Here is a 26,175-nt window from a genome sequence, read left to right on the forward strand (position 1 = left end):
CCACTCCCGGTCACCCGGTGGTAGGCCATGATCAGGGGGACCCGGACGACAGGGAGGGGCGCGGTGAGCGGTACGAGCCGGCTGGAGGATCTGCTGCGGGAGCTGGCACCGCGGGTACTCGGCGCGGTGGTCCGGCGGACCGGTGACTTCACGGCCGCTGAGGACGCCGTCCAGGAGGCGTTGCTGGCCGCGGCCAGGACGTGGCCGCGGGACGGGACGCCGGACAACCCGCGCGGCTGGCTGATCCAGACCGCGCACCGGAAGGTGATCGACGAGATCCGGCAGGAGCAGGCGCGCCGCCGCCGGGAGGAACTGGCGGCCCACCGCGAGGTCCCGGCCGGTGAGGTCGAGGACACCGACGACACCCTCCGGCTGCTCTTCCTGTGCTGCCACCCGGACCTCACCCCGGCGTCCGCGATCGCGTTGACGCTGCGGGCCGTCGGCGGTCTGACCACGACCGAGATCGCGGCGGCGTACCTGGTCCCCGAGACGACGATGGCGCAGCGGATCAGCCGGGCGAAGCAGAAGATCAAGGGCGCCGCGTTCGAGCTGGACCCGAGCGACGAGCGGCTGCGCAACGTCCTGCACGTGCTGTACCTGATGTTCAACGAGGGGCACACCAGTACCAGCGGGCCGGAGTTGCACCGCAGTGACATCGCCACCGAGGCGATCCGCCTGACCCGGATGGTGCACGGGCTGCTGCCGGACAACGCCCAGGTCACCGCGTTGCTCGCGTTGATGCTGCTGAACGACGCGCGCCGCGATGCCCGGACCGGGGACAGCGGCGAGCTCGTCCCGCTCGCCGAGCAGGACCGGTCGAAGTGGAACCAGGAGTACATCGCCGAAGGCGTCGCGCTCGCTGTGGAGGCGTTCGACCAGCCGCCGATCGGTGAGTACCAGCTGCAGGCCGCGATCGCCGCGCTGCACGACGAGGCGGAACGACCCGAGGACACCGACTGGCCGCAGATCCTCGCGCTCTACGGTCTGCTGGAGCAGTTGTCGGGCAACCCGATGGTGACGTTGAACCGGGCCATCGCCGCGGCCATGGTGGACGGCCCGAAGGTGGGCCTGACGATGCTCGAACCGCTCGACGCGAAGCTCGCCGGGCACTACCGCCTGGACGCCGTCCGCGGCCACCTGTACGAGTTGCTCGGCGAACCGGGGACCGCGGCCGAGCACTTCCAGGCCGCGGCGCAACGGACCACCAGCCTGCCGGAACGCGAGTACCTGACCACGAAGGCGGCCGCGGCCCGGGCCTCGTAAGGACGACGCGGGCGAATCCTGCTGTCGGAACCGGCCGCCGCAGGTCTATTTGGACCGGGCCCGGACGTGCATGCGCTCGCCCTGCGGCCCGAACAGGCTCAGCGTCTCCACCGGTCCGGGCCCCGGATTGCCGAACCAGTGCGGGATCCGGGTGTCGAACTCGGCCACCTCACCGGCCTTGAGGACGAAGTCCTTGTCGGCGAGCACCAGCCGTAGCTGCCCGGACAGCACGTAGACCCAGTCGTACCCCTCGTGGACCTGCTGGTTCACCTCGCCACCCGGCCAGCCCGCCGGCGAGATCTGCTTGTACGCCTGCAGTCCACCCGGCCGCCGGCTCAACGGGATGATCACCGAGCCGTTGCTCCGGATCGGTCGCGAATGCACCCGGGGATCGCCGGTCGGCGGCGCGTCCACCAACTCGTCCAGCTGGACCTGGTGCGCCCGGGCCAGCGGCAGCAGCAGCTCCAACGTCGGCCGCCGCTGCCCGGACTCCAGCCGGGACAGCGTGCTGACCGAGATCCCGGTGGCCTCGGACAACTCGCTCAGCGTCGTGCCGCGATCCTGCCGGAGCTTGCGCAGCCGCGGTCCGACCGCCTCCAGTACCGCGTCGAAGGATTCCGTCATCTTGCCATTGTGGCAAAGAAACTTGTCGATCCGGCCAGAACTGCGGACGCTCGGGTCAGGAGAAGCGAGAGGAGACGACATGTACGACGTGATCGTGGTCGGCGGGGGCGCCGCGGGACTGGCGGGCGGCCTCGCGCTGGCCCGGGCCCGGCGGTCTGTGCTGGTGGTCGACCAGGGGGACCCGCGGAACGCGCCCGCCGGGCACGTGCACAACTACCTGACCCGCGACGGCGTACCACCGGCCGAGCTGTACGCGCTGGGCCGGGCCGAGATCACCGGGTACGGCGGTGAGGCGATCACCGGGTCGGTGGTGTCGGCGAGGTCGATCGATACGTCTCCGGACGCACCGCGGTTCGCGGTCGAGCTGGCGGACGGGCGGACGTACGAGGCGCGCCGGCTGCTGGTGACGACCGGGGTGACCGACCAGCTGCCCGAGGTCGAAGGACTGGCTGAGCGATTCGGGCGCGACGTGCTGCACTGCCCGTACTGCCACGGCTGGGAGGTGCGGGACCAGGCGATCGGTGTAATGCAGAGCGGGCCGATGGGGATCCACCAGGCGCAGTTGTTCCGGCAGTGGAGCGAGGACGTGACCCTGTTCCTGCACAACGGTCCGGAGCCGACGGACGACGAGTGGGAGGAGCTCGCGGCTCGCGGGATCTCCGTGGTCCAGGGCGAGGTCGAAGCCGTGGAGACCGACGGCGACCAGCTCACCGGAGTACGGCTACGGGGCGGCAGGGTGATCCCGCGGCAGGCGGTGGTCGTGCAGACCGTCCTGAGTGCGCGGGCCGGGTTCCTGGCCGAGCTGGGGCTCAAGGCGGTCGAGCGGGAGGCGCGTGGTGTGACCATCGGGACCGCGGTCGAGGCGGGACCGACCGGAGCGACCCAGGTACCGGGAGTGTGGGTGGCGGGCAACGTGACCGAGCCGATGGTCCAGCTGATCACCGCGGCGGCGAGCGGACTCGCGGCCGGTGCGGCGATCAACGCGGACCTGATCGCCGAGGAGGTCCGGGAGGCGGTGGCCGTGCGGCGCGGATGAGGGGTTCAATGGGGGTGGGGAGGGTGGATGCGCGACCTTGTCGACCCCGAGTTCGCCTCGTTCGTCGATGCGCGCCAGGCCAAGTGGCTCCGCGAGGCGTACTTGGTCTACGGCGAGCGGCATCGGGCCGAGAGGGAACTGCTGCGCGCCTTCGCCCGGCTCGCGACCCGGTGGGACAAGGTGGACGACCCGGACGTGTTCGTCCAGCGGCTGCTGTTCCAGCCCGCCTTGTCCCGTTGGCATCCGCCGAAGCGGTACCCACCGAGTGACGACGCGGTGCGCAGTGCGCTGGCCGCGTTGTCGCCCGCGCAGCGCACCGTGTTCGTGCTGCTGCACTACGAGGAGCTCACCGAGTTCGAGGTCGCGGACGTGCTCGTACTGTCGCATCACACGGTGCACGGCCTCTCCCGTTCGGCGCTGACCGCGTTCCGTACCTCGCTCGGGCTGGGCCGGTGGAAGGCCGCGGGGGACCGGCCGTGAAGGTCGACGAGGTCCGGCCGCTGCTCGAACGGGTCACCGAGGACCTGCCCGAGCCGGAGCTCACCGACGCCGCCTGGGCGAACGGACGCGGGCTGCACCGCCGCCAGGTTCGTGGGACGGCTTTGCTCGCCTTGCTGGTCGCGTTGGCGATCGTCGCGATCGGGCTACTCGCGTCTTCGGGTGGGCGGCTCCGGTTCGTCCCGCCCGACACACCGCCGACGCACCCGCCCGGGTACGTGGCGCCGACCGGGCAGATCGCGGGGATCGACTTCTGGACGGCTCCACCGAGCGGTAGCGAGCGGTTCCTCGACCGGTTGGAGACGCCGCTTGGGGACCTGCTGCGGCTGCCGGACCACCCGGACGAGCTCACCACCGAGCCGATCGACCGGATCGCGGCCGTCGTACTGGCGCGGCGCGAGGGCGGGTACGAGCCGCTCCTGCTCGCACCGAACGGCCTGTGGGCGCGGACCGACATGCTGCTCGCGCCGATCACGACCGGTTCGCCGCTGAGCGCCGGTGCGGTCTCGCCGAACGGCCGGATGGCGGCGTTCCCGCAACCCGGTCACGTCGCGGTGATCGACGCGACGACCGCGGAGGTCCGGCGACTCCCGCTGCCGGTGCAAGACATCCGCAGCGTCTCCTGGACGCCGGACTCCGAACACTTGCTCGCCGGCGCCCCGACCACGACGTACCGCGTGCTGGTCGGCCACGGGGACGAGCCGTTCACCGTGGTCGAACCGACGCGGGACCCGGACTCGGCCACCGCGCCGTACCGGCTGGACGGGACCGAGGGCCAGGTGGCGGTCCGCCGGTTCACCGCCGGTGGGTGGATCGTCGAGACGATGCCGGACCTGCCGGTGAGCCAGTGGAACGGGCAGACGTTCACCGGCGACGACGTCATGGCACGGTTGTTCGTGGCCCGGCACCTGGTCCAGGTCCGCACAGTCGCGTCCGTGCCGCAGATCGTGGCCGCGATGTCGACGGTCCAGCGCGAACCGAGCCGGCTCCTGGTGCTGGGCGAAACCCCGGCCGCGACTCCGGCACCGGTACCCGAACCGTCGCCGCCCGACGCGATCCGGACGCTGGGCTGCTGCTCCGTGCTCGGCTGGTACGACGGGGACACGGTGCTGTTCCAGGTCACCGGATGGGTGCTCGCGTGGGACCTGCCGACCGGCCAGGTCCGCCGGGTCACCGAGCTCGAGGTCCCCGGACTCGCGATCGGCGCGGGCATCCGCGGCTGACGGCCGTGATCACTCGAGGATGCAGCGCAGCGTCATCTCGGCCAGGTGGTCGGCGTCCTCGACCGCGGGCATCGGATCCCCGGTGAGGGTGCGGACGATCAGCAGCCCCGCGAGCCACTGGACCATCAGCACCGGATCCGCGGTCGCGCGGACCGGTTCGCCGCGCTCGCGGGCCCGGTCCAGCGCGGCCCGGGTGAGCTCGATCCGCCGGTCCAGGAACGACCGGTACAGCCCGGCGATCTGCGGGTCCCGGGTCGCCTCGGTCACCGCCAGCCGGATCAGCGCGATGCCCTCCTTGGCGCTCACGAAGGCGAGCGCGTCGCGGTACACCTGCCGCAGGTCGCCGCCGATCGAGCCGGTGTCGGCGTCCGGGATCTCGATGTCGAACAGCTCCGCCATCGCGTCGTTGGCCAGCTCTTCCTTGCTGGCCCAGCGCCGGTAGATGGTGGCCTTGCCGACGCCGGCCGCCTCGGCCACGTCGTCCACGGTCATCCCGTCGAAGCCGCGTTCCAGCAGCAACCGGACGGCGTACCGGCGGATCCGCGGCTCGGCGTCCGGGTCGCGCGGCCGGCCCCGGCGCGGTCTCTCCCCGTCTTTCGTCCCCATCAGAAAGCTTCCCCAGGTCGGACGGGCGCAGTGGCGCAGCTGCGGCCCGTGTGATCAGGCCAGAGTGCCACATCCGGGCCGATGTCACCTGGATGTCACTTGGGAAGTTGCTTTGTCACATCCCCGAAACATCGCGACCGATCGGTTGAAACCGCGCGCCGACACCGTGTCCGGTGTGGCCAGGCGCGGGCTTCCCGGCGTTGTGGAGTTCACCCCGATGAGGACGCCGGCCACCCCCAGATCGATGGAAGGGATGACGTTGATGGAGATCAACGCCGGCGATACCGCCTGGGTCTTGGTCAGTGCCGCCCTGGTGTTCCTGATGACACCGGGCCTGGCTTTCTTCTACGGCGGCATGGTGCGCATGAAGAGCGTGCTGAACATGATGATGATGAGCGCCATCACCATCGGGGTCGTCACCGTGTTGTGGATAGTGGTCGGCTACTCCCTCACGTTCGGCGGTGACAACGGGGGCGTCATCGGGAACTTCTCCGCCGCGGGCCTGAAGGGTCTGCTCGCGCCGGAAGCGGTCAGTGGCACCATTCCGACCCTGTCGTTCGTCGCCTTCCAGTTGATGTTCGCGATCATCACCCCGGCGCTGATCTCCGGCGCCATCGCCGACCGGGCGTCGTTCCGCGGCTGGATCGTGTTCGTCGCGCTGTGGACCTCGCTGGTGTACTTCCCGGTCGCGCACTCCGTCTGGTTCCTCGACGGCGAGGGTGGCGGCGGCTTCATCGGTACGGGCATCAAGGCGGTCGACTTCGCCGGTGGTACCGCGGTGCACGTCAACGCCGGTGCGGCCGCGCTGGCCCTGGCGATCGTCCTGGGCAAGCGGATCGGCTGGCGCAAGGACCCGATGCGGCCGCACAGCCTGCCGCTGGTCGTGCTCGGTGCCGGGCTGCTGTGGTTCGGCTGGTTCGGCTTCAACGCCGGCTCGGCGCTGAGCGCCGGCACCACCGCCGCGATCACCTTCGTCAACACCCAGGCCGCCACCGCCGCCGCCGTGATCGGCTGGCTGATCGTCGAGCGGATCCGGCACGGCAAGGCCACCACGCTGGGGATGGCGTCCGGTGCGGTCGCCGGTCTGGTCGCGATCACCCCCTCCTGTGGCGCGGTCACCCCGGTCGGCGCGCTGATCCTCGGTGTCGTCGCCGGTGCCATCTGCGCCTTCGCGGTCTCGCTGAAGTACAAGCTCGGCTTCGACGACTCGCTCGACGTGGTCGGCGTGCACCTGGTCGGCGGTCTGGTCGGCTCGCTGGCGATCGGCTTCCTCGGCTCGGCGGCGGCCCCGTCCGCGGTCGACGGCCTCTTCTACGGTGGCGGTGCGGGTCAGCTCGGCCGGCAGGCGCTGGCGAACCTGATCGTCGGTGTCTACTCCTTCGTGGTCGCGTTCATCCTGGCCAAGCTGATCGACAAGACCATCGGCTTCCGGGTCAAGGAGGACGACGAGGTCACCGGTGTCGACCAGGTCGAGCACGCCGAGACGGCGTACGACTTCCTGGCCGCCGCGGGGCTGCGCGGTCACAGCACGGTGCGGACCACGGCCGCCCCGGTCGAGGACACTGACACCGACGACGACGCTGAGAAGAAGGAGGGCGTGAACGCATGAAGCTGATCACCGCGGTGGTCAAGCCGCACAAGCTGGAGGACGTCCGGGCCGCGCTGGAGACGTTCGGGGTGACCGGGATGACGGTCACCGAGGCGAGCGGGTACGGCCGGCAGAAGGGCCACACCGAGGTCTACCGCGGCGCGGAGTACGAGGTGGACCTGGTCCCGAAGGTCCGGCTGGAGGTCGCCGTCGAGGACGGGGACAGCGCCGACGTGGTGGACGTGATCGTCAAGGCCGCGCAGACCGGCAAGATCGGCGACGGCAAGGTCTGGGTCACCCCGGTCGAGACGATCGTCCGGGTCCGGACCGGCGAACGCGACGGAGACGCCCTCTAAATGGTGGATCGGGCAGAGCAGCGGCGCGCTCGTGCCGAGGAGGCCGACGCGCTGCTGTACCTGCTCCTCTCGAAAGCCTGTGACGCCCTCGGTGTTCCCACCGAGGGCGTTGCCCTGGTCGCCGTTGGCGGCTACGGCCGGGAGGAGCTGTCGCCGTACAGCGATCTCGACGTGATGCTCGTGCACGCCGAGGGGTACCCACAGGTGGACGAGCTCGCCGCGCAGATCTGGTACCCGCTGTGGGACTCGCGGACCAAGCTGGACCACAGCGTCCGCACGATCGCGCAGGCACAGGAGGCCGCGGCCGGTGACGTCCGGGTGGCGCTCGGCCTGCTGGACGCACGGCACGTTGCCGGGGACTCCCACCTCACATTGCAACTGCGGTCCGTACTGATGGCCGACTGGCGCCGTACTGCGAAGACACGGCTGCCCGCACTCGCCGAGGCCTGCAGGGATCGCGCGCACACGGTCGGGGAGCTCGCCCATCTCGCGGAGCCCGACCTGAAGGAGGCGTACGGCGGCCTGCGCGACGCCGTGGTTCTCCGGGCCTTGGTGGCTTCCTGGTTGGTCGACGTACCGCATCCCGTGGTGGAGCGGGCGCGGCTGGACCTGCTGAACATCCGGGACGAGCTGCACACCGTTGCGGGGCGTTCCACTGATCGGTTGATCGCGGACGTGGCGAAGGATGTGGCCGCCGGGCTGGGCCTGTCCGGCCGGGACGAGCTGTTGCGGCACGTGTACGCGACCGGCCGCACGCTGGCCCACGTGTGCGACGTGTCCTGGCGGCGGATCGAGAGCCTGATGGCGAAGCCGCCACGATCCCGGCGCCGCCAGCGCACCGGTGGACCGTTGCTGCTGGCCCTGGACGAGGGGGTCGGCCAGCACGAGGGCGAGGTCGTGCTGATGCCCGACGCGCGACCCGAACGCGATGCCGCCCTCGGTCTGCGGGCCGCGGCCGTAGCCGCCGATCGCGAGCTCGTGCTCTCACCCGCTGTCTGCGCACGGCTTGCCACGTCGGCTGCGGAGTTGCCGGACCCGTGGCCGGGGGAGGCGCGTCGGTTGTTCTGCGCGTTGCTCGGTGCGGGGCAGGGACTGCTCGAGGTGTGGGAGGCGATGGACCAAGCGGGGTACGTCTCGCGCCTGCTGCCCGAGTGGGACACGGTGCGCTTCCGTCCACCGCAGTCCGCATTGCACCGCTACACCGTTGACCGGCACCTGCTGGAGACTTGTGTAGCCGCGTCCACCATGGTGCGCGACGTACGACGGCCCGACCTGCTCCTGGTTGCCGCGCTGCTGCACGACCTGGGCAAGGCCGTCGAGGGGGACCACAGTGTCACCGGTGCGGTCATCGCTGCCGACGTCGCTCGGCGGCTCGGATTCACCGAGGCGGACGCGGACACGATCACGTTGCTGGTCCGGCAGCACCTGGTTCTCGCGCAGGTGGCGACCCGGCGGGATCTGGACGACCCGATGACGGTCGAGCTGATGGCCGGCATCGTCGGCGACACGGACACCCTGGATCTGCTGGAGGCGCTCACGTACGCCGATGCGCGTGCGGCCGGTCCGGCAGCGTCCTCGCCTTGGCGGATGCGGCTGGTGGGGGAGTTGTCCCGGCGGGTCCGGGCCGAGCTGTCCGGGGGAGGTGCGGCACTGTGGACCGAAGCGCCGCCGATCCCGGTACCGGAGTTGCACCAGGTGGTCGGGGTCGGGCGACTCGGGGTGAGCGTTGCCGAGCACCACGGCGACCTGCAGGTCAACGTCGCCGTACCGGACCAGGTCGGCACGCTGTCCACGGTGGCCGGGGTGTTGGCGATCGAGCGGCTCGCCGTACGGTCCGCGGTGATTACTTCGGTCGAGGGGCTGGGGATCTCGCAGTGGACGGTCGCTGGTTCGCCGCCGGATCCGGTGCGGTTGCGGGACCGGCTGGCGGTGGCGTTGCGGGACGACGGTGATCTGGTCCGGCGATTGGCGGCGCGCGACTCGTCGGTCCGCAAGGGGGTTCCGAGCCGGGTCGACCTGTTGCCCGAGGCATCCGAAACGGCGACGGTGATCCAGGTCCGCGCCCACGACCGGCCCGGGCTGCTGTACGACGTGACGGCCGCTCTCGCCGCGACCGGGGCGGACATCCGCTCGGCCCACGTGAGCACACTCGGTGCAGAGTGCGTGGACGTGTTCTACCTGACCGACTCGCACGGCTCCCCGCTGGAAGAGGAGGACGCGCGGGTAACAGCGAAGTCGGTGCTCGACCGGTTGTCCTAATGTCTGCGGTGTGGACCTTGTAGAGGCGTTCCAGCGGCAGGCGGTGGCGTGCGAGCAGCTCGGCTCGGAGCTGTACGCGGACCTGCTGCGGCAGGTGGTGGACGACTACGAACGCGGAGGTGTGTCGACGCGGGTGCTGGCCGGCCACGAGGAGGATTCGGGACCGTCGGCGCTGGCGTTGCGGTTGCTGGGTTCCGTGCATCGGCTGGTGCTCGCCCGGGAGGCGCCCGAGCTGGCGGCTTTCTACCCGAGCACGGGTGGCGAGTGGGACCCGGTGCTCGGCTGGGAGGCGTTCGAGCAGGTACTGCAATCCCGTGGCCCCGAACTGGCCATCCTGCTCACCCAGCCACCGCAGACGAACGAGGTGGGCCGCTCCACCGCGCTGTACGGCGGCCTGCTCCGCCTGGCCGAGACGGTCGACCTCCCGATCCGGCTGTTGGAGATCGGCGCGAGTGGGGGACTCAACCTCCGCGCCGACCACTTCCACTACGCCCTCGCCGACGGCACCAGCTTCGGCCGGCCGGGCAGCCCGGTCGTCTTCGCCGACGCGTGGTCCGGGCGACCGTTGCGGCCGGCCCCCGGACTGCGGATCGCGGAACGCATCGGCAGCGACATCAACCCGGTGAACCCACTGACGTCCGAGGGCGCGCTCACTCTCACGTCGTACGTCTGGCCCGACATGACCGCGCGACTGGCCCGGCTCCGTGGCGCGCTCGAGGTGGCGCGGGAGGTACCGGCCGATGTTCGTCGTGAGGACGCGGTGTCGTTCCTGCGCAACGTGGAGCTGTCCGAGGGCCACGTGACGGTGATCTGGCATTCGGTGATGTGGCAGTACCTGTCCGCCGCCGACAAGGCGACGGCGGACGGGCTCCTCGAGGATCTCGGTGCGCGGGCTACGGCGTCTTCGCCTTTGGCCCGGCTCTGTTTGGAACCGATGCGCCGGGATGCCGATGCGCCGCACGAGTTCCTGGTCGCGTTGCAGGTCTGGCCGACCGGGGAACGCCGGATCCTCGGTCGCGCCGAACCGCACGGGGTGCCTGCTGTCTGGTTCTAGGGTTGGCCGTTGATCTTCTTGGGTCAGCCGTTGATCGCGGCAACCAGCGTGTCGGTCAACGCCGCGGCATACCGGCCGTCGGGATCGAGGTCCGGGTCGAAGATGCCGATGTCGACACCGCGACATGTCGGTGCCTTGAGCAACGGTTCGAGCAGGGCGCGCAGGTGCTCGTGCTGGATCCCACCAGGATCAGGGCTGTCCACCGCCGGCATCACCTCGGCATCGAGGATGTCGACGTCCAGGTGCACCCAGTACCCGTCCAGCTCGTCCCGCGCGACGTGCCGCAGTACCCCCTCGGCCGCCTTCACGGGATCCTCGGCGATGGTGAGCGCGGACCAGACAGGGATCCCGGCCGCCTCGACATCGGTGGCGTAGTCGTCGTCCTCCCGAATCCCGAGCAACGCGGCATCACCGTCGAGGACGTACGGCCCCTGTCCCTCCAGATCGGTGAGGTCGTCCTGCCCCCGCCCGGTCACCAGGGCCAGCGCCTCACCACCGGCGGCCCCGACGTACGGCGAGTTCCCGGTGGTGCGGTAGTCCGAGTGCCCGTCGAGATACACGACCCCGTACCGCCCACGCCGCTTGAGGGCCAGCGTGGGCCCGAGCAAGTTGCTGCACTCACCACCGAGCAGTACGACGAAGCTGTCGTCCTCGATCAAGGGGGCGAGCCGATCCGCAAGCCGCACGCTGTACTCGGCGATGGCGGCCGCGTTGAAGACCCCGTCCCCAGGCTCCCAATCCCCGCGGTCGTACCGAGGCGGCGTCACACACCCGGCATCCTCAGCCCCGATCCGCCTCACGAAGCCCTGATCCCGCAAGGCCCCGGCCAGCTTGTAACACCCAGGCACAGTCCCCACCTCGGGCGGCCGAAGCCCCAGATTGGAAGGCCCATCCACCACCACAACCCGCCGAGCCATCCACCACTCCTAACCAAAAAATGGAAGCCAACAGGTTAGATCCTCGCGGTCGGCCCACCCTGTGTCAACGACAATCCGTCAGCGCCCATCACGGGAAGAGTCCAACCACGGCGGCCCTTCCTCGAGCGCCCGCTCGACGCTGTCGAGACCCCGGGTCAGGCCGCGAATGCGCGCACTGTCCTCGCCGGCGCGATCAGCGATCTCCCAAACCTGCCGCCGCACGACCGCCACCATCGCCATCCGCTGCTCGACAGTTCCGGAATCGAAGTCCGCCACGTCCATCAGCCGAGCCGCCTCCTTCATCTCCGGACTCCACCCGGCACTGACCGACAACACCGACTCCACCTGTCCCGCCAGCATCTCGATCTGCCCCACCGCCCGCTCACGTCCGGGCGGGTCGCCAATCCCCTCAGCCAACAACCCCAACTGCCGCCGCGCCTCCTCGACCCCACCACCTTCAGCCCGTATCACCAGCTCGCGCAGAGCCCGGTACACAGCCATGAACTCATCGAACTCCATATCGCCCTTCCTCCAAGAAGACCCTGATCAGTCCAGTTCGCGCACGCCCGTCGAGCGATGGTGCTTGCCGCCGGCACCCCGTTCACCCTGACCGAGCAACGGCGCGGACTTGGTCGCACCGGTCGCCGGTGCGAGGCCGGTCAAGAAGCGCATCTCAGACGCGGCGGACGTGCCGGCTTGGGCGGATGTTGTAGCTGCGGCCTCGGGCTTTTCGGTTCGTGCCGTTCGTACTGCGAGCTGGTTCGGTGACTCGGCCGGGAAGGGGCGGTTCTGGCCGGGGGCGTAGTGCTGGCGGATCTCGTCGATCTTCGCGTTGAGGTGCTGGCGGATCTCGTTGCCGAGGGCTTCCCCGGCCGAGGCTGGGCGACCGGCGATAGTTTGCCAGAGGTCGTGGCGCATCGCATGGATCAGGGTTGCTCTGACCTGCTCACGTTCTGCAGGGCGAAAGGGAACCACGTCGCCAAGGCGGTTGCGCAGTACGGCGTCGGCCAGTTGGTCGAAGTGCATGACGGCCGGTCCCTCGGTGATGACGTCGAAGAGGGCTCCTCTTGTCTTCGACGGCCCGGTTGCCTGAGTGATGAGGCTCTCGGCGGCTGCATAGGCTCCCGGGTATTTCGGCTGGGGCAAGCTGAGGTTCCGGTACCCGGTCCTGGCCGCGAAGGCTCGGAAGTCCTGAAGGGCCCGCGCTTCGGCGAGGCCTTCCATCAGGTTCTGTGAGTGGGTCGTCCGGACGGCGTTGAGCTCGTCAGGAGCGTCGATCCACATGCCAGCGTGTGTTGCTTCATGCAGGACCGTGGCCAATGCTTCAGCCTGACCCGCCGGATCAATTGGTCCGGCCGAACCTTTCAGTTGCTGCAGGACTACGTGCTTGGAGACCCGGATGTCACCGGACTTCGCCTGAAATCCACCCCAGAGCTCGCTGTCGGTCGCGTAGAGATCGCCGTTCCACCGGTCCACCGCCGAGGGGCGAAGGGAACGGGCCGCGCGGTACAGACGGGCGAACTCCAGGTAGGCGGCCGAGTCGCGAGGGATCAGCTGGTCGGCCGCCATCGATCAGTCGGTCCGAGTCGTTCGTTCGTCCAGTGGCCAGCTGGGGTCACGCAGTTCGTTCTCAAGATGTTCGAGAACTCGGGTCATGGCGCGGATGTGCGGTGCCTCGTCCTGCGGCGCGCGGTCGGCGATCTCCCAGATCCGGCACCGCGCACTTTCGAGGGCCGCGATCTTCTCCCCGGTGGTGCCGTCGACGTAGGCGCTGGCATGAATCTGTCCGGCTTCGTCGTAGAGCGAACTCCATTGCCGAGGTGGGGGCGGGGGTTCGGCGAGCGACTCGATCAGCTCAGAGGCCCACTCGCGATCCGCTGGCGGATCCTCTTCGGAGAGCAGCCCACGTAAGCGATTCTGTTCACCCGCGACGTCGAAGTCGGGTTCCGTTCTCCGCCGATGGTCCGCATCGGAGAACGCCGAGTTGAACTTGGCGATGTCCACGTATGACCTCCTGTGGTGACTAGCCGTAACGATATCGACGCTGCCGCATCCACGTCGGGACTTATCCACAGGCCCGGTTGGCGGAATCCGCGGGCGGTCAGTCCAGTTCGCGTTCTGTGGTGGGGCCGCGGTGGTTGCTGCCGGCGCCTTTTTGGCCCTGGCCGAGCGACGGCGCCTTTCGGGTTGCGCCGGCGGCGGGGGCGAGGCCGGTGAGGAAGCGCATCTCCGGCGCGGTGGATGTTCCGGCACGTGCCGGTGCCGCCGCCTCAGCGTCCGGTTTGGTTTTCGGTGCTTCGCTCTGTGCGGCTGGTTGGGCTGCCTGTACTGCGAGCTGGTTCGGCGATTCGGCCGGGAAGGGCTGGGTCTGGCCGGGGGAGTAGTGCTGGCGGATCTCGTCGATCTTCGCATTGAGGTGCTGGCGGATCTCGTTGCCGAGGGATTCCCCGGCCGAGGCTGGTCGGTGCTGGATCGTCGGCCAGTACACGTGGGTCATGGTGCTGATCAGAGCCGCGCGGACCGCTTGCTGATCCGCGGCTCGGTCAGGTACGACGTCGCGGAGGCGGTTTTGTACGGCGGCGTTCGCGAACTGGTCGAAGTGCATGACTCCCGGGCCGCGAATGGCTTCGTCGAGGAGGGTCCTGCGGGTCATCGCCGGACCGGTCACCTGGCTGAGGAGATCTGACGTCGCCGCGTACGCGCCGGGGTACGTCGGAATCGGGGTTGGCAGATCTGGATAGCCGGCTCGTTCGGCGAAGGCTTCGAAGTTCTCCATCGCGTGGACCTCGGCGACGCCTTCCATCAACCCCACCGATTGGCTGGACCGTACCGCGTTGGGCTCGCCCGGCGCGTCGGTCGCCAGTCCGGCATGGGTGCTTTCGTGGAGGACCGTGGCTATCGCCTCGGACCGCGCGCTGGGGGTAGTCCTAGGCGGCGCTCCGGTCAGGTGGCGCAGTACTCGCTCGTCCGACAGCCGCATGTCCCCCGACTTCGGTTTGAAGCCACCCATCAGCTCGTCGTCGGTGGCGTAGAGGTTCCCGTTCCAGCGGTCCACCGTCGTACCGCTCATCCGCTGGGCCAGGTAGTACAGCCGCGCGAACTCCTGATAGGTCGGCGAGTCGCGTGGTACGGGTCGGTCGCCCGGCATCGGTCAGGTCGACGGAGTCGGTGGAGTGCCGTGCGGGAAGGTGGGGTCGCGGAGCTCGTTCTCGAGGTGTTCGAGGACGCGGGTCATGCCGCGGATCGACGGTGCTTCCTCTTCGGATGCTCGGTCGGCGAGCTGCCAGATCTGGCGCCGCGCCTGGACGAGTGCCTCGATCTGTTCCTCGACCGTGCCTTCGATGGGGTAGGCGGCCGCGTGGATTCGGCCGGCCTCTTCGTACAGCGGGCTCCGTTCGGGCGGCGCCTGGAGCGGCTCGGCCAGCTTCTCGATCATTCGGTAAGCCCAGGCACGGTCTTCGTCGTCGGGCTCGCCGGTCAGGAGGTCGCGGAGCTGGGTCTGGGCCGCCTCGGTGTCGAAGTCCTGTTCGGTTCGCTGACGGTGCCGGGCGTCGGAGAACGCCGAGCTGAAGCGGGCGATATCCATTCGAGCCTCCTCGACTGATGTGACTGACGGTCACGATAGCGATTGGGGCGGTGGGTCGTCGGGACTTATCCACAGGCCCGGTTGGCGGAATCCGCGGGCGGTCAGTCCCGTTCGCGTTCGGTGGTCGGGCCGCGGTGGTTGCTGCCGGCGCCTTTCTGGCCCTGGCCGAGCGACGGTGCCTTTCGGGTCGCGCCGGCGGCGGGGGAGAGACCGGTGAGGAAGCGCATCTCCGGCGCGGTGGATGTTCCGGCGTTCGCCGCCGCCTCCGGTATGGCTTTCGGTGCTTCGTTCTGTGCGGGTGGTTGGGCTGCCTGTACTGCGAACTGGTTCGGGGACTCGGCCGGGAAGGGCTGGGTTTGGCCGGGGGAGTAGTGGTGGCGGATCTGGTCGACCTTGGCGTCGAGGTGCTGGCGGACTTCGCCTGCGAGGGAGTGGCCGGCGTCGGCTGGGCGGTGATGAATGGTCGGCCAGTAGGCGTGGGTCATCGTGGAGATGAGTGCAGCGCGGACGGCTTGTTGGTCCTCGGGGCGGGCGGGGACGATGTCGTGGAGGCGGTTCTTGACGACGGCGTCGGCGAACTGGTCGAAGTGCATGGCACCGGGACCACGGACGGCCTCGGCAAGGAGGGCCTTTGAGGTCTTGCGCGGCCCAGAGACCTGGTCGAGGAGGTCGTCTGTAGCTGTGAAGGCGCCTGGGTACTGCGGTTCGGTCAGGACCAGGCCTGGGTAGCCGGCGCCCTCGGTGAAGACGTCGAAGTCGGCGAAGGTGCGTACCTCGGCGACACCTTCCATCAGACCGAGCGAGTGTGGCGACCGAACCGCGTTCGGCTCGTTCGGTGCATCGGTCGGCATGCCCCCGTGGGTCGCTTCATGAAGCACGGTGGCCAGTGCCTGTGCCTGCCCACGCCGCTCCGTCAGGGAGACAGCGCCGGTGAGATGGCGCAGGACGCGCTCGGTGGAGAGGCTGATGGCGCCCGACGCGGGATCGAAGCCGCCGAGCGTGTCCTCGGGAGTGGCGTACAGATCGCCGTTCCAGCGGTCGATCCCGGTAGGACGGACACGTTGTGCTGCTCGATACAGACGGACGAACTCTTGGTAAAGCGTCGACTCACGCGGTACCAGGTAGGTCCCGCCAGTCATTCGTCAGCCGAATCCATCAGTGTTGCTCGCTCGGCCAGTTCGGATTACGCAGGGCCCTCTCGATGTGCTCGAGCGACCTGGTCATGGCGCGGATGTCGGGCCCTTCGTCGTCCGAGGCCCGGTCGGCGATGGCCCAGATGCGGCGGCGTGCTTCCTCGAGTGCGGCGATCTGCTCGTCCACGGATCCCTCGATGGGGTACGCCGCGGCGCTGACCCGGCCCGCCTCTTCGTAGAGGGCGCTCCGTTCGGGCGCGATCGGCAGCGGTTCGGCCAAGCGCTCGATCATGCGCAGGGCCCAGGAACGTTCCTCGGCATCGGTCTCGTCGGCGATCAGCTCACGCAGTTCCGCCTGAACGGTGGTGACGTCGACCCCAGGGTCCCTGCGTTGGCGGAGACGGGCATCTGAGTACAGCGAGTTGAACTGGACGATGTCCATGCCGGCCTCCGGGGTTGCTGGGTAACTAACCGTCACGATAGCGATCGGGGCTGCGGGGTGTCGGTGGTTATCCACAGGAGGCGGGCGGGTGGGGGCGGTCCGGGTGGCCGGTAGACTCTCGGAGTTGCCTTGGGATTCGGGTGACGATCTGTTTAACCCAGAGAAACGGACTGTTCCTCGTGTTCGACACGCTTTCCGATCGGCTTTCCGCTGCTTTCAAGAACTTGCGGGGGAAGGGCAAGCTGACCGACGCCGACATCGACGCGACCACCCGGGAGATCCGGATCGCGTTGCTGGAGGCCGATGTCGCGCTGCCGGTGGTGAAGGAGTTCATCGCGGCGGTGCGGGAACGGGCCACCGGGGCCGAGGTGCGCGGCGGGCTGAACCCGGCGCAGCAGGTCATCAAGATCGTCAACGAGGAACTGGTCCGCATCCTCGGCGGGGAGACCCGCGAGCTGCGGATGGCCAAGCGGCCGCCGACCGTGATCATGCTGGCCGGTCTGCAGGGTGCCGGTAAGACCACGCTGGCCGGGAAGCTGGCCAAGTGGCTGAAGGAGGTCAAGCACCAGACGCCGATGCTGGTCGCGGCCGACCTCCAGCGCCCGAACGCCGTGACCCAGCTGCAGGTGGTCGGTGAGCGGGCCGGGGTCCCGGTGTACGCGCCGGAGCCGGGCAACGGGATCGGTGACCCGGTCGACGTGGCCCGGACCGCGATGGACGAGGCCCGGACCAAGCAGCACAGCGTCGTCATCGTCGACACGGCCGGCCGGCTCGGTGTCGACGAGGAGCTGATGAAGCAGGCCGCGGACATCCGCGACGCGGTCACTCCGGACGAGATCCTGTTCGTCGTCGACGCGATGATCGGCCAGGACGCGGTCACCACCGCGCAGGCCTTCCTCGACGGCGTCGGGTTCGACGGCGTGGTGCTGTCCAAGCTCGACGGTGACGCCCGTGGTGGTGCCGCGCTGTCGATCGCGCAGGTCACCGGCCGCCAGGTGATGTTCGCCTCCAACGGCGAGAAGCTCGAGGACTTCGACGTCTTCCACCCCGACCGGATGGCCTCGCGCATCCTCGGTATGGGCGACGTGATGAGCCTGATCGAGCAGGCCGAGCGGACCTTCGACGCCGAGGAGGCGGCGAAGGCGGCCGCGAAGCTGCAGAAGAAGGGTGGCAAGGAGTTCACCCTGGACGACTTCCTCGCCCAGATGCAGTCGGTCCGCAAGATGGGCCCGCTGACCAAGATCTTCGGGATGCTGCCCGGCGCGGCCCAGTTCAAGGACCAGCTGGAGAACTTCGACGAGCGCGAGATCGACCGGATCGAGGCCGTCATCCACTCGATGACGCCGGCCGAGCGGGCCGATCCGCACATCATCAACGGCTCCCGCCGGGCCCGGATCGCGAAGGGTTCGGGCACCGAGGTCGCCACCGTCAGCGGCCTGGTCGAGCGGTTCTTCGAGGCTCGCAAGATGATGTCCGCGATGGCCAGCGGCAAGGGAATGCCCGGAATGCCGGGGATGCCTGGCATGCCGGGGACCGGCGGCGGCGCCCGGAAGGCCAAGCAGCAGGCCAAGAAGGGCAAGGCCAAGCGTGGCTCCGGCAACCCGGCCAAGCGGGCGAACAAGGCCGCGAACCAGCCGAGCGAACCGGCGCCGGGTCAGCTGCCGGCCGCGTTCGGCGGCGGCCAGAGCGGCGACGACTTCGAGCTGCCGGACGCGCTGAAGAACATGCTCGGCGGCGACAAATAACATCCGGAAGTCCCCGGCGCAAGGGTCGTTGGCCCTTTCCGGACAGCCACTCCGGATCGGTTGCCGGGTTCCCGTCCCGCGTTAAGGTAGTGCCTACGCCCGGAGCAACTTGGTACTGCGGAAACGTCGAGGGACGGTTCGGATGAGGCAGCAGTTCAGAGACCTGGAGACGTGGCGGGGGAAGCTGACCGCGACGTGGATCATCCTGGCTCCGCCTGCCGCGATGGTGGCCGTGTTCGCCATCGGCGGCGTCCCGTCGAACAGTTTCGTGGTGGACGCGCACGCGCTCGGCCAGCCCCGGCACGACTCCGTCTTCGACAGCCTGGTCGAGGACGTACCGACCGAGCCGGGCGTCGACGGCAGTGTGGCGACCGAGAAGCGGTCCTCGATCGAGGTCCCGGTGACCGGCACGATCGACAACAAGCAGCAGCCCGTCATCGGCCCGATCGGCTCGGCCGCCGGCATCCCCGGGACCGTGCTCGCGGCGTACCAGAAGGCCGCCAACGACCTGGCCGCGGCGAACCCGGGCTGCCACATCACCTGGCCGTTGCTGGCCGGGATCGGCAAGGTCGAGTCCGCGCACGCCAGCGGCGGCCGCGTCGACGCCGCCGGCAACACCCGCGGCCAGATCCTCGGTCCGGTCCTCGACGGTGGGCCCGGGATGGCCGCGATCAGCGACACCGACCGCGGCCAGTACGACGGGAACACCAGCTGGGACCGCGCGGTCGGCCCGATGCAGTTCATCCCCGGCACCTGGAAGGTGTTCGGCGCGGACGGCAACGGCGACGGCCAGGAGAACCCGCACAACGTGTTCGACGCGGCCCGGGCGGCGGGGGACTACCTCTGCTCCGGCGGGGCGAACCTGAGCGATCCGCAGGGCCTGGTCCAGGCGGTACTGCGCTACAACCACTCGATGGACTACGTGTCCACGGTGCTGCGCTGGATGCAGGCGTACAGCAAGTCCACGGTCACCACCCCGGACGGCGACGGCGTGATCGACCCGCCGGCCGGCGACCTGGGCAACGTGGAGAAGGACGACGACCCGCGCCAGATCCCGGTCGGCGACGAGACCACCCCGCGGCCGGGCGCCACCACGACCAGTACGCCGGCGAGCACCCGCCCGGCCCAGCCGGTGAAGCCGACCCAGCCGGGCGCGACGACGCCCGCGACCCCGGCGAGCCCGGCCTCCCCGAAGCCGACGCCGAACCTGCCGACCACCAGCAAGCCGACCTCGCGCCCGCCGTGGACGACCCCGCCGAAGCCGTCCACCAAGCCGACGCCGACGCTGACCTCGCCTACGCCGGACCCGACGAACTCGCCGGACACCCCGACGCCGACGCCCGACCCCACCACAAGCACCCCGCCGACCACGACGACGCCGCCCACCACGCCGCCGACCTCGCCGGACAGCCCGAGCTGTACGCCGACGCCGACCGCGACGCCCTCGCCGACCCCGACGGAAACGCCCACGGCGGACCCGACGTGTACGCCGGCCGACGGTGGTACGAACGGCAGCGAGGCGACCGGCGGCGAGTCCGCCCCGGCCGAAGCACAGGCGAGCGGCAACTGACCGCCTCGGCGACGACCAGCTTGCAGTCGGCAAGGGGAGCAGAGGCCGGTACCGCGATCCGGCGGGCCGGGGCGATCCCGCGCGGGTAGTTGCCCACGGCGTGTTCGGTGGTCCGGCAGCGGGCCACGCACACGTTTGTGGAAGGCTGCTTACGAAGGTGTTACCGCCTCAGGTAACTTTCCGTCGCACTTCGGTAACTTTCTGGCGCGTCGGTCGTTGAGGGGACTATGCGCCTAACCCGTAGTGGAAACCGTCGGGTCAAAATCATCATCGCTTCACTGTGCACGGCCCCTCTCCTGGTAGGGGCCATCGTGACGGTCGCCTCGGGCGGAGCCGGTGCCTCCGGCCAGCTCGCGGCGGACAGCCCGGTCGCCCCATCGCCTGGGGCCGGGCTGAACAGCGGAGAGTTCGACGAACTGACCATGATCGTCCCGCAGCGTCCCGGAGTGGACGGCCGGGTCGGATCCGACAAACCTGCCCGCGCCGACGTCCCCGTGCAGGGGGCGACCGACGGAAGCTCCGTCATCCGGCCGGGCCGACCAGGAGCCGTGAACGGCATTCCGCGGGGCGTCTTCCCCGCGTACCGCCGGGCCACCGCGAACCTCGCCGTGGTCCGGCCCAACTGTGGTCTCACCTGGCCGTTGCTCGCCGGCATCGGCAAGGTGGAGTCGAACCACGCCAGCGGTGGCCGGGTCGACGTCGCCGGGACCACCCGCGGCAAGCTGCTCGGCCCTGTGCTCAGCGGCAAGGGCGGGCTCGGCAAGGTGGCCGACACCGACAAGGGCAAGTACGACGCGGACCTCGCCTGGGACCGTGCCGTCGGCCCGATGCAGATCATCCCCGGGGTCTGGACCGAGTTCGGGGCCGATGGCAACGGTGACGGCTTCCGCAACCCGAACAACGTCTACGACGCGGTCACCACGGTCGCGGTCTACCTGTGCTCCGAGGGCGACGACCTGAAGCGCCCGCGGGACCTGGTCACCGCCCTGCTGCGGTATCAGCACTCCAAGGACTTCGTCGCGACCGTGCTGCGCTGGATGCGCGTCTACAGCAAGGGCGCGGTGCTGGTGCCGAACGCGAAGGGCAACCTGTCGTCCGCGAAGCCGACCGGCAACGCGGAGCGCAAGGTCGACCCGCGGGACGTCCCGGACGTGTCGGACGACGCGCGCAAGACGCCGACGCCGACTCCCACCCCGTCCACCCGTCCGACCACCCCGTCGCCGGTCGACGAGACCCCGACGCGTCCGACCCGGCCCACCAGGCCGCCGACGGACACCCCGCCGACCGACACGCCGCCGACGGACACGCCGAAGCCGACGCCGACTCCCAAGCCGACGCCGACTCCGACGCCTACGCCGACCCCCACGCCGACGCCGACGGACACCCCGACGGGGACGCCGACGGACACGCCGACCCAGTCGCCGTGTGCCGCCGAGACGAACCCCACGCCCTGCACCCAGGGCAGCGGCTCGCACGGCTGACGCGATCCCGGTTACGGTCACGGTATGACCGCAACCGGGGTACTCAGGCTCGTCGGCACGGTGCTGCCGGCCGGCGAGCAGCAGGAGATCCACCTCAGCGGCGGACTGGTCGTCGACCGGTCCGCCGCTGCCGACGTCCAGACCGTGAGCAGCGGCGGCTGGATCGTTCCCGGCCTGGTCGACGCGCACTGCCACATCGGCCTCGACCAGCACGGCGCGGTCGACGTGGAGACCCAGGAGCAGCAGGCGATCGCCGACCGGGACGCGGGCGCGTTGCTGGTCCGCGACGCCGGGTCGGCCGCGGACACCCGCTGGATCGACGACCGCGAGGACCTGCCCAAGATCATCCGGGCCGGCCGGCACATCGCCCGGTCCAAGCGGTACATCCGCAACTACGGCTGGGAGATCGAGCCCGAGGAGCTGGTCGCGTACGTCGAGCAGGAGGCCCGCCGCGGTGACGGCTGGGTCAAGCTGGTCGGCGACTGGATCGACCGCGACGCCGGCGACCTGACTCCGTGCTGGCCGGCCGAAGCCCTCGAGGCCGCGATCACCCGCGCGCACGAGCTCGGCGCGAAGGTCACCGCGCACGTCTTCGGCGAACACGCGCTACCGGATCTGCTGGCCGCCGGCATCGACTGCCTCGAACACGGCACCGGCCTGCTGCCCGAGATGGTCGACGACCTGGCCACCCGTGGCGTCGCGGTCGTCCCGACGATCGTCCAGCTGGAGAACTTCCCCACGTACGCCGACCAGGCGCAGGCGAAGTTCCCGCAGTACGCCGCCCACATGCGCGATCTCTTCGCCCGGCGGCACGAGCGGCTGCGGTCGGCGGTCGAGGCCGGCGTGCCCGTGTTCGCCGGGACCGACGCGGGCGGAGTCCTCGGGCACGGCCTGGTCGCCGCGGAGATCCAGGCGCTCACCGAGATCGGCATGTCGGGGGAGCAGGCCCTGGCCGCCGGATCGTGGGCGGCCCGCGAATGGCTGGGGGTACCCGGCGAGCTGCTCCCCGGTGCACCGGCCGACCTGGTCGTGTACGACGAGGACCCGCGCGCGAACCCCGCGATCCTCACCCATCCCCGGCTGATCGTGCTCCGCGGCAAGGTGGTCAAGGGCGGCTGACCCTGGACAGTGGCAGCATCGGCCCCGCGTGACCGGCCGAGTTCGCCCGGTGACGGGAAAAAGTTCACCTAAGCACTGGATTGACGGGAAGAATTTGGCTTAGCGTGAGGCGCACCCACCGACGCCCCTCGGTGGGACGTCCGGACGCCGGAGGCGCGTGCGGGCGTCACAGCGGAAGGAACCGCCCATGGGTAACACCGCCCGAGTACCCAGACTGACCGCCGTGCTGGCCACCGTGGCCGCCGGCGCGCTCGCCCTCGGCACCCTGCCGAGCAACGCCGCCCAACCACCCGAACCGACCGGATCCGCGAACCTCGCCGAGGCGTTCCGGACCGCGGCCGACCGCTACGACGTCCCCCGGGAGCTGCTGGTCGGCATCGGGTACGCCGAGTCCCACCTGGACGGCCACGACGGAAAACCGAGCCAGGCCAACGGGTACGGCGTGATGCACCTGGCCAGCAACCCGAGCAACAAGACGATGTCGGAGGCCGCCGAGCTCACCGGGCTCGGGGTCGAGACGCTCGCCAAGGACCCCGGCGCCAACGTCCTCGGTGCCGCGGCCGTGCTGGACGCGTACGCCGACAAGGCCGGCCTGGCCGGGTCCGCGCGCGACGATCTCGGCAAGTGGTACCCCGTGGTCGCGCAGTACTCGCACTCCGCCGACGGCCCGACCGCGCGGCTCTACACCGACGAGGTGTTCCGCATCATCGGGACCGGCGTCGGCGCGGCCGGCGTCTCCACCGCGCCGAAGAAGGTGACCCCGGACCGCGGCAAGTACGCGAAGGTGGCCCCGCTCGGCACCCGCACGCCGTCCTCGGTCGCGGCGGTGGACTACCCGGGCGCGATCTGGAACTCGGCCAGCACCAGCAACTACCGGGCCGGCCGGACCAGCTCGATCACGCACATCGTCATCCACGTGACCCAGGGCTCGTACGCGGGCACGATCAGCTGGTTCAAGAACCCGTCGGCCCAGGTCAGCGCGCATTACGTGGTCCGCTCGAACGACGGCCAGATCACCCAGATGGTGGCCGAGAAGGACACCGCCTGGCACGCCCGGGACGCGAACCCGTACTCGGTCGGGATCGAGCACGAGGGCTGGGTCGACCAACCGTCCTGGTTCACCGACGCGATGTACCGGGCGTCGGCCGCGCTGACCCGCAACATCGCCGAACGCCGCGGTATCCCGATGGACCGCAACCACATCAAGGGCCACTCGGAGATGCCCGGCAACGACCACACCGACCCGGGTCCGAACTGGAACTGGGACTACTACCTGGAGCTGGTCAACGGCGGCGACCCTAATCCGCCGGAGTACAACTTCACCACCTACGGCAGCGGCGTCCGGGTCCGGTCGGCGCCGAGCCTGACCGCGTCCGTCGTCACCACGCTGCCCGGTCCGACGCAGGTCTTCGTGGTCTGCCAGAAGCAGGGTGACCCGGTCACCGCCGAGGGCACCACGAACAACTGGTGGGCCAAACTGCGGGACCAGAACGGCTTCATGAGCAACATCTACATCGACCACCCGGCCGCCCAGCTCCCGGACGTCCCGGTCTGCACCTGATCAACCCCGGTCTCGGGGTCCCGTCGCGGTGCACCCCGAGACCGGCCTCAAACCCGCCGGCGCCGGACCAGCCAGCGGCCGAACGTGAGCAGCTTGTAGATCGTCAGATCGGTAAAATCCTGCCGGAGCCCGGGAAAGGGTAGAGCCTGCTGTAGCGACAGCGGCGGGCTTGACGGCCGAGGATCGATGCTGACGACAACGAAAGGCGCACGTCGATGCTTGCGAAGATCCTGGCCCGCGGCTGGCCGTCCTGCCGGTACCTCCTGCTCCGTTACCTGGTGGGCATCGTGACGATCGCCGCGACCCCGATCGGCCTGTTGCTCAGCTGGGCCGTCCCCGGGATCACGGCCGGTCTGGTCCGCGTGGCCGACGCCGAGCGCGCCCGCGCCACCCGGTACCTCGGTCTGCCGGCGGATCCGCCGCTGCCGGGTGCCGCGAAGCGCCGGCCGGGCGACGTGGTCACGCTGCTGAAGGATCGCGCGTTCCGCCGGAGTCTGCGCCTGGTCCCGCTGTCACTGCTCGGGATCCCCGCGCTCTTCCTCGCGGTGGTCAGCCTCGCCGCGGCTCCCAGTGGTCTGCTCGGCATGCTGCTGTGGAGGGTGGACCCAGGGGAGTTCACACTGCTCGGTCTCCCGGTCGACAGCTGGCTGGACGCGTTGCTGCTGCGGCCGGCGCAGATCGTCGTCGGGCTGGCCTGCCTGCGGTGGGTGGCGCCCGCGGCCGCGTCCGCTCACGCCAAGCTGACCAGGACCGTGCTCTCCCCGAGCAGCGCCGAAGCAGAAGCGGCGTTGCTGTCCCAGCGCGTGGAGGAGCTGACCCGGAGCCGCGCCGGCGCCGTCGACTCACACGGCGCTGAGCTACGCCGGATCGAGCGCGACCTGCACGACGGTACGCAGGCCCAGCTGGTCTCGCTGACGATGCGGATCGGTGTGGCGAAGCAGCTGATGGCCGAGGATCCGGAGCGAGCCGCCAAGCTGCTCGACGACGCCCGCGACGGTGCGGAGCAGGCGATGACCGAGCTGCGCGGCGTACTGCGGACCATGTACCCGCCGATCCTCGCGGACCGTGGACTCGCGGGCGCTGTGTCGGCCCTGTGCGCGCGGGTCCCGATCCCGGTCGACCTGCGGATCGGTGAGCTCGGCGACGTCCCCGCGGCGGTGGAGGCGGCGGCGTATTTCGTGGTCGCCGAGTCGCTGACCAACATCACCAAGCACTCCGCGGCCGGTACTGCCGAGGTCCGGCTGGAGCGACGCGGCCCCGAGTTGTACCTCGCCGTCAGCGACGACGGCATCGGCGGTGCCCGGGTCGGCGATCGGGGCGACCTGCTCGGCCGGGGAAGCGGGTTGCATGGCATGGTGCACCGGGTGGAGGCGATCGACGGGCACCTGGAACTGACCAGCCCGATCGGCGGACCGACGACGGTCGAGGTGATCATGCCGTGCGGGTCGTGATCCTCGAGGACAACCCGATCCTCGCCGAGGGGCTCGGCCTGCTGCTCGGTAACTCCGGCTTCACGGTCGCCGCCGTCGCCGGGGACGCGGCCGAGTTCGCGGCCGCCGTGTCGGCCGAGCCGCCGGACATCGCGGTGGTCGACGTCCGGCTGCCGCCCACCTTCACCGACGAGGGCCTGCGGGCCGCGATCGAGGCGCGCACCCGGCATCCTGGGCTGCCGGTGCTGGTCTTCTCGCAGTACGTCGAGGACGTGTACGCGGCCGAGTTGCTCGCCGCGGGGAGCGAGGGTGTCGGCTATCTGCTGAAGGACCGGGTCTCGCGGGTGGACGAGTTCCTCGAGGCGGTCCGCCGGGTCGCGGCCGGCGGGACCGTGCTCGATCCCGAGGTGGTCAGCCAGTTGATGGTCCGCAAGAGCGATCCGCTGATCCGGTTGACTCCGCGCGAACGGGAGGTGCTCGCGTTGATGGCCGAAGGGCTGGGCAACGCCGAGATCGCCCGGCGGCTGGTGGTCAGCGAGGGCGCGGTGCACAAGCATGTCGGCAACGTGTTCCTCAAACTGGACCTGCCGACCAGCGACTCCACCCACCGCCGCGTCCTCGCAGTCCTGGCCCACCTGGGTGTGACCAGCTAACTGCCGAACTCTTGACGTGCTGTGCCGGATC

The 26,175-nt window shown here is 70.0% G+C and carries 25 protein-coding genes; 15 read left to right on the forward strand and 10 right to left on the reverse strand.

The window, feature by feature from the left end; all coding sequences use genetic code 11:
• The first annotated feature begins 63 nt into the window (after window positions 1-63).
• Window positions 64-1,263 (forward strand): RNA polymerase sigma factor, encoded by a 1,200-nt coding sequence (locus tag FB561_RS36785; RefSeq protein ID WP_238335338.1) that lies wholly within the window; start codon window positions 64-66, stop codon window positions 1,261-1,263.
• Window positions 1,264-1,308: 45 nt separating this feature from the next.
• Here the strand turns inward: FB561_RS36785 and FB561_RS36790 are convergent, their stop codons facing one another.
• Window positions 1,309-1,887 (reverse strand): helix-turn-helix transcriptional regulator, encoded by a 579-nt coding sequence (locus FB561_RS36790; protein ID WP_145814733.1) that lies wholly within the window; start codon window positions 1,885-1,887, stop codon window positions 1,309-1,311.
• A gap of 79 nt (window positions 1,888-1,966) precedes the next feature.
• Between FB561_RS36790 and FB561_RS36795 the strand changes: the two genes are divergently transcribed.
• From FB561_RS36795 to FB561_RS36805, 3 genes are read left to right on the forward strand one after another with little or no spacing between them, the layout of a single operon-like run.
• A complete protein-coding gene (locus FB561_RS36795) occupies window positions 1,967-2,923 on the forward strand; it encodes an NAD(P)/FAD-dependent oxidoreductase (RefSeq protein WP_145814734.1) in 957 nt (318 codons plus the stop codon).
• A gap of 27 nt (window positions 2,924-2,950) precedes the next feature.
• A complete protein-coding gene (locus tag FB561_RS36800) occupies window positions 2,951-3,403 on the forward strand; it encodes a sigma factor-like helix-turn-helix DNA-binding protein (protein WP_145814735.1) in 453 nt (150 codons plus the stop codon).
• Window positions 3,400-4,644, forward strand: coding sequence for a hypothetical protein (locus tag FB561_RS36805; RefSeq protein WP_145814736.1), 1,245 nt, complete (start codon window positions 3,400-3,402; stop codon window positions 4,642-4,644). The genes FB561_RS36800 and FB561_RS36805 overlap by 4 nt, the downstream gene beginning before the upstream one ends.
• 9 nt (window positions 4,645-4,653) lie before the next feature.
• Here FB561_RS36805 and FB561_RS36810 read toward each other — a convergent pair whose 3' ends face one another.
• Window positions 4,654-5,250: a TetR/AcrR family transcriptional regulator gene (locus FB561_RS36810; RefSeq protein ID WP_145814737.1), complete on the reverse strand. Its 597-nt coding sequence runs from the start codon at window positions 5,248-5,250 to the stop codon at window positions 4,654-4,656.
• Window positions 5,251-5,503: 253 nt separating this feature from the next.
• Here FB561_RS36810 and FB561_RS36815 point away from each other — a divergent pair, with 253 nt between their 5' ends.
• The 4 genes from FB561_RS36815 to FB561_RS36830 are packed head-to-tail and all read left to right on the forward strand — an operon-like array spanning window position 5,504 to window position 10,507.
• Window positions 5,504-6,859 (forward strand): ammonium transporter, encoded by a 1,356-nt coding sequence (locus FB561_RS36815; protein WP_145814738.1) that lies wholly within the window; start codon window positions 5,504-5,506, stop codon window positions 6,857-6,859.
• The gene (locus FB561_RS36820) at window positions 6,856-7,194 is read left to right on the forward strand and encodes a P-II family nitrogen regulator (RefSeq protein ID WP_145814739.1); all 339 of its coding nucleotides are present in this window, start codon (window positions 6,856-6,858) and stop codon (window positions 7,192-7,194) included. Before FB561_RS36815 ends, FB561_RS36820 begins: the two co-directional genes overlap by 4 nt.
• Window positions 7,195-9,453 (forward strand): [protein-PII] uridylyltransferase, encoded by a 2,259-nt coding sequence (locus tag FB561_RS36825; RefSeq protein ID WP_145814740.1) that lies wholly within the window; start codon window positions 7,195-7,197, stop codon window positions 9,451-9,453.
• A 10-nt stretch (window positions 9,454-9,463) separates the two neighbouring features.
• A complete protein-coding gene (locus FB561_RS36830) occupies window positions 9,464-10,507 on the forward strand; it encodes a DUF2332 domain-containing protein (protein WP_145814741.1) in 1,044 nt (347 codons plus the stop codon).
• A gap of 23 nt (window positions 10,508-10,530) precedes the next feature.
• Here the strand turns inward: FB561_RS36830 and FB561_RS36835 are convergent, their stop codons facing one another.
• From FB561_RS36835 to FB561_RS36870, 8 genes are all read right to left on the reverse strand, one after another.
• The gene (locus FB561_RS36835) at window positions 10,531-11,274 is read right to left on the reverse strand and encodes an arginase family protein (RefSeq protein ID WP_238335339.1); all 744 of its coding nucleotides are present in this window, start codon (window positions 11,272-11,274) and stop codon (window positions 10,531-10,533) included.
• A gap of 228 nt (window positions 11,275-11,502) precedes the next feature.
• A complete protein-coding gene (locus tag FB561_RS36840) occupies window positions 11,503-11,943 on the reverse strand; it encodes a hypothetical protein (RefSeq protein ID WP_145814743.1) in 441 nt (146 codons plus the stop codon).
• Window positions 11,944-11,970: 27 nt separating this feature from the next.
• The gene (locus FB561_RS36845) at window positions 11,971-12,993 is read right to left on the reverse strand and encodes a hypothetical protein (RefSeq protein WP_145814744.1); all 1,023 of its coding nucleotides are present in this window, start codon (window positions 12,991-12,993) and stop codon (window positions 11,971-11,973) included.
• 3 nt (window positions 12,994-12,996) lie between these two features.
• Window positions 12,997-13,428, reverse strand: coding sequence for a hypothetical protein (locus FB561_RS36850; RefSeq protein ID WP_145814745.1), 432 nt, complete (start codon window positions 13,426-13,428; stop codon window positions 12,997-12,999).
• Window positions 13,429-13,525: 97 nt separating this feature from the next.
• Window positions 13,526-14,479, reverse strand: a complete 954-nt coding sequence (locus tag FB561_RS36855) for a hypothetical protein (RefSeq protein WP_145814746.1) — start codon at window positions 14,477-14,479, stop codon at window positions 13,526-13,528.
• Between the two features lie 96 nt (window positions 14,480-14,575).
• Entirely contained in the window at window positions 14,576-15,010 is a 435-nt protein-coding gene (locus FB561_RS36860) for a hypothetical protein (protein ID WP_145814747.1), read from the reverse strand.
• Window positions 15,011-15,111: 101 nt separating this feature from the next.
• On the reverse strand, window positions 15,112-16,149 hold the full coding sequence (locus tag FB561_RS36865) for a hypothetical protein (protein ID WP_145814748.1): 1,038 nt from the start codon (window positions 16,147-16,149) through the stop codon (window positions 15,112-15,114).
• Between the two features lie 16 nt (window positions 16,150-16,165).
• The gene (locus FB561_RS36870; protein WP_145814749.1) at window positions 16,166-16,585 is read right to left on the reverse strand and encodes a hypothetical protein; all 420 of its coding nucleotides are present in this window, start codon (window positions 16,583-16,585) and stop codon (window positions 16,166-16,168) included.
• 179 nt (window positions 16,586-16,764) lie between these two features.
• Between FB561_RS36870 and ffh the strand changes: the two genes are divergently transcribed.
• The 7 genes from ffh to FB561_RS36905 all read left to right on the forward strand — a co-directional run bounded on the left by ffh (window position 16,765) and on the right by FB561_RS36905 (window position 26,144).
• Window positions 16,765-18,330 (forward strand): signal recognition particle protein, encoded by a 1,566-nt coding sequence (ffh, locus tag FB561_RS36875; protein ID WP_145814750.1) that lies wholly within the window; start codon window positions 16,765-16,767, stop codon window positions 18,328-18,330.
• Window positions 18,331-18,472: 142 nt separating this feature from the next.
• On the forward strand, window positions 18,473-19,900 hold the full coding sequence (locus tag FB561_RS36880; protein ID WP_145814751.1) for a lytic transglycosylase domain-containing protein: 1,428 nt from the start codon (window positions 18,473-18,475) through the stop codon (window positions 19,898-19,900).
• Between the two features lie 311 nt (window positions 19,901-20,211).
• Window positions 20,212-21,381 (forward strand): lytic transglycosylase domain-containing protein, encoded by a 1,170-nt coding sequence (locus tag FB561_RS36885; protein WP_238335340.1) that lies wholly within the window; start codon window positions 20,212-20,214, stop codon window positions 21,379-21,381.
• A 24-nt stretch (window positions 21,382-21,405) separates the two neighbouring features.
• On the forward strand, window positions 21,406-22,500 hold the full coding sequence (locus tag FB561_RS36890; RefSeq protein WP_145814753.1) for an amidohydrolase family protein: 1,095 nt from the start codon (window positions 21,406-21,408) through the stop codon (window positions 22,498-22,500).
• Between the two features lie 187 nt (window positions 22,501-22,687).
• Window positions 22,688-24,061, forward strand: a complete 1,374-nt coding sequence (locus FB561_RS36895; RefSeq protein WP_145814754.1) for an N-acetylmuramoyl-L-alanine amidase — start codon at window positions 22,688-22,690, stop codon at window positions 24,059-24,061.
• Window positions 24,062-24,276: 215 nt separating this feature from the next.
• On the forward strand, window positions 24,277-25,512 hold the full coding sequence (locus FB561_RS36900) for a sensor histidine kinase (RefSeq protein ID WP_145814755.1): 1,236 nt from the start codon (window positions 24,277-24,279) through the stop codon (window positions 25,510-25,512).
• Entirely contained in the window at window positions 25,500-26,144 is a 645-nt protein-coding gene (locus FB561_RS36905) for a LuxR C-terminal-related transcriptional regulator (protein WP_145814756.1), read from the forward strand. Before FB561_RS36900 ends, FB561_RS36905 begins: the two co-directional genes overlap by 13 nt.
• Window positions 26,145-26,175 lie beyond the last annotated feature (31 nt).

The organism is Kribbella amoyensis (assembly GCF_007828865.1).
Classification (GTDB): domain Bacteria; phylum Actinomycetota; class Actinomycetes; order Propionibacteriales; family Kribbellaceae; genus Kribbella; species Kribbella amoyensis.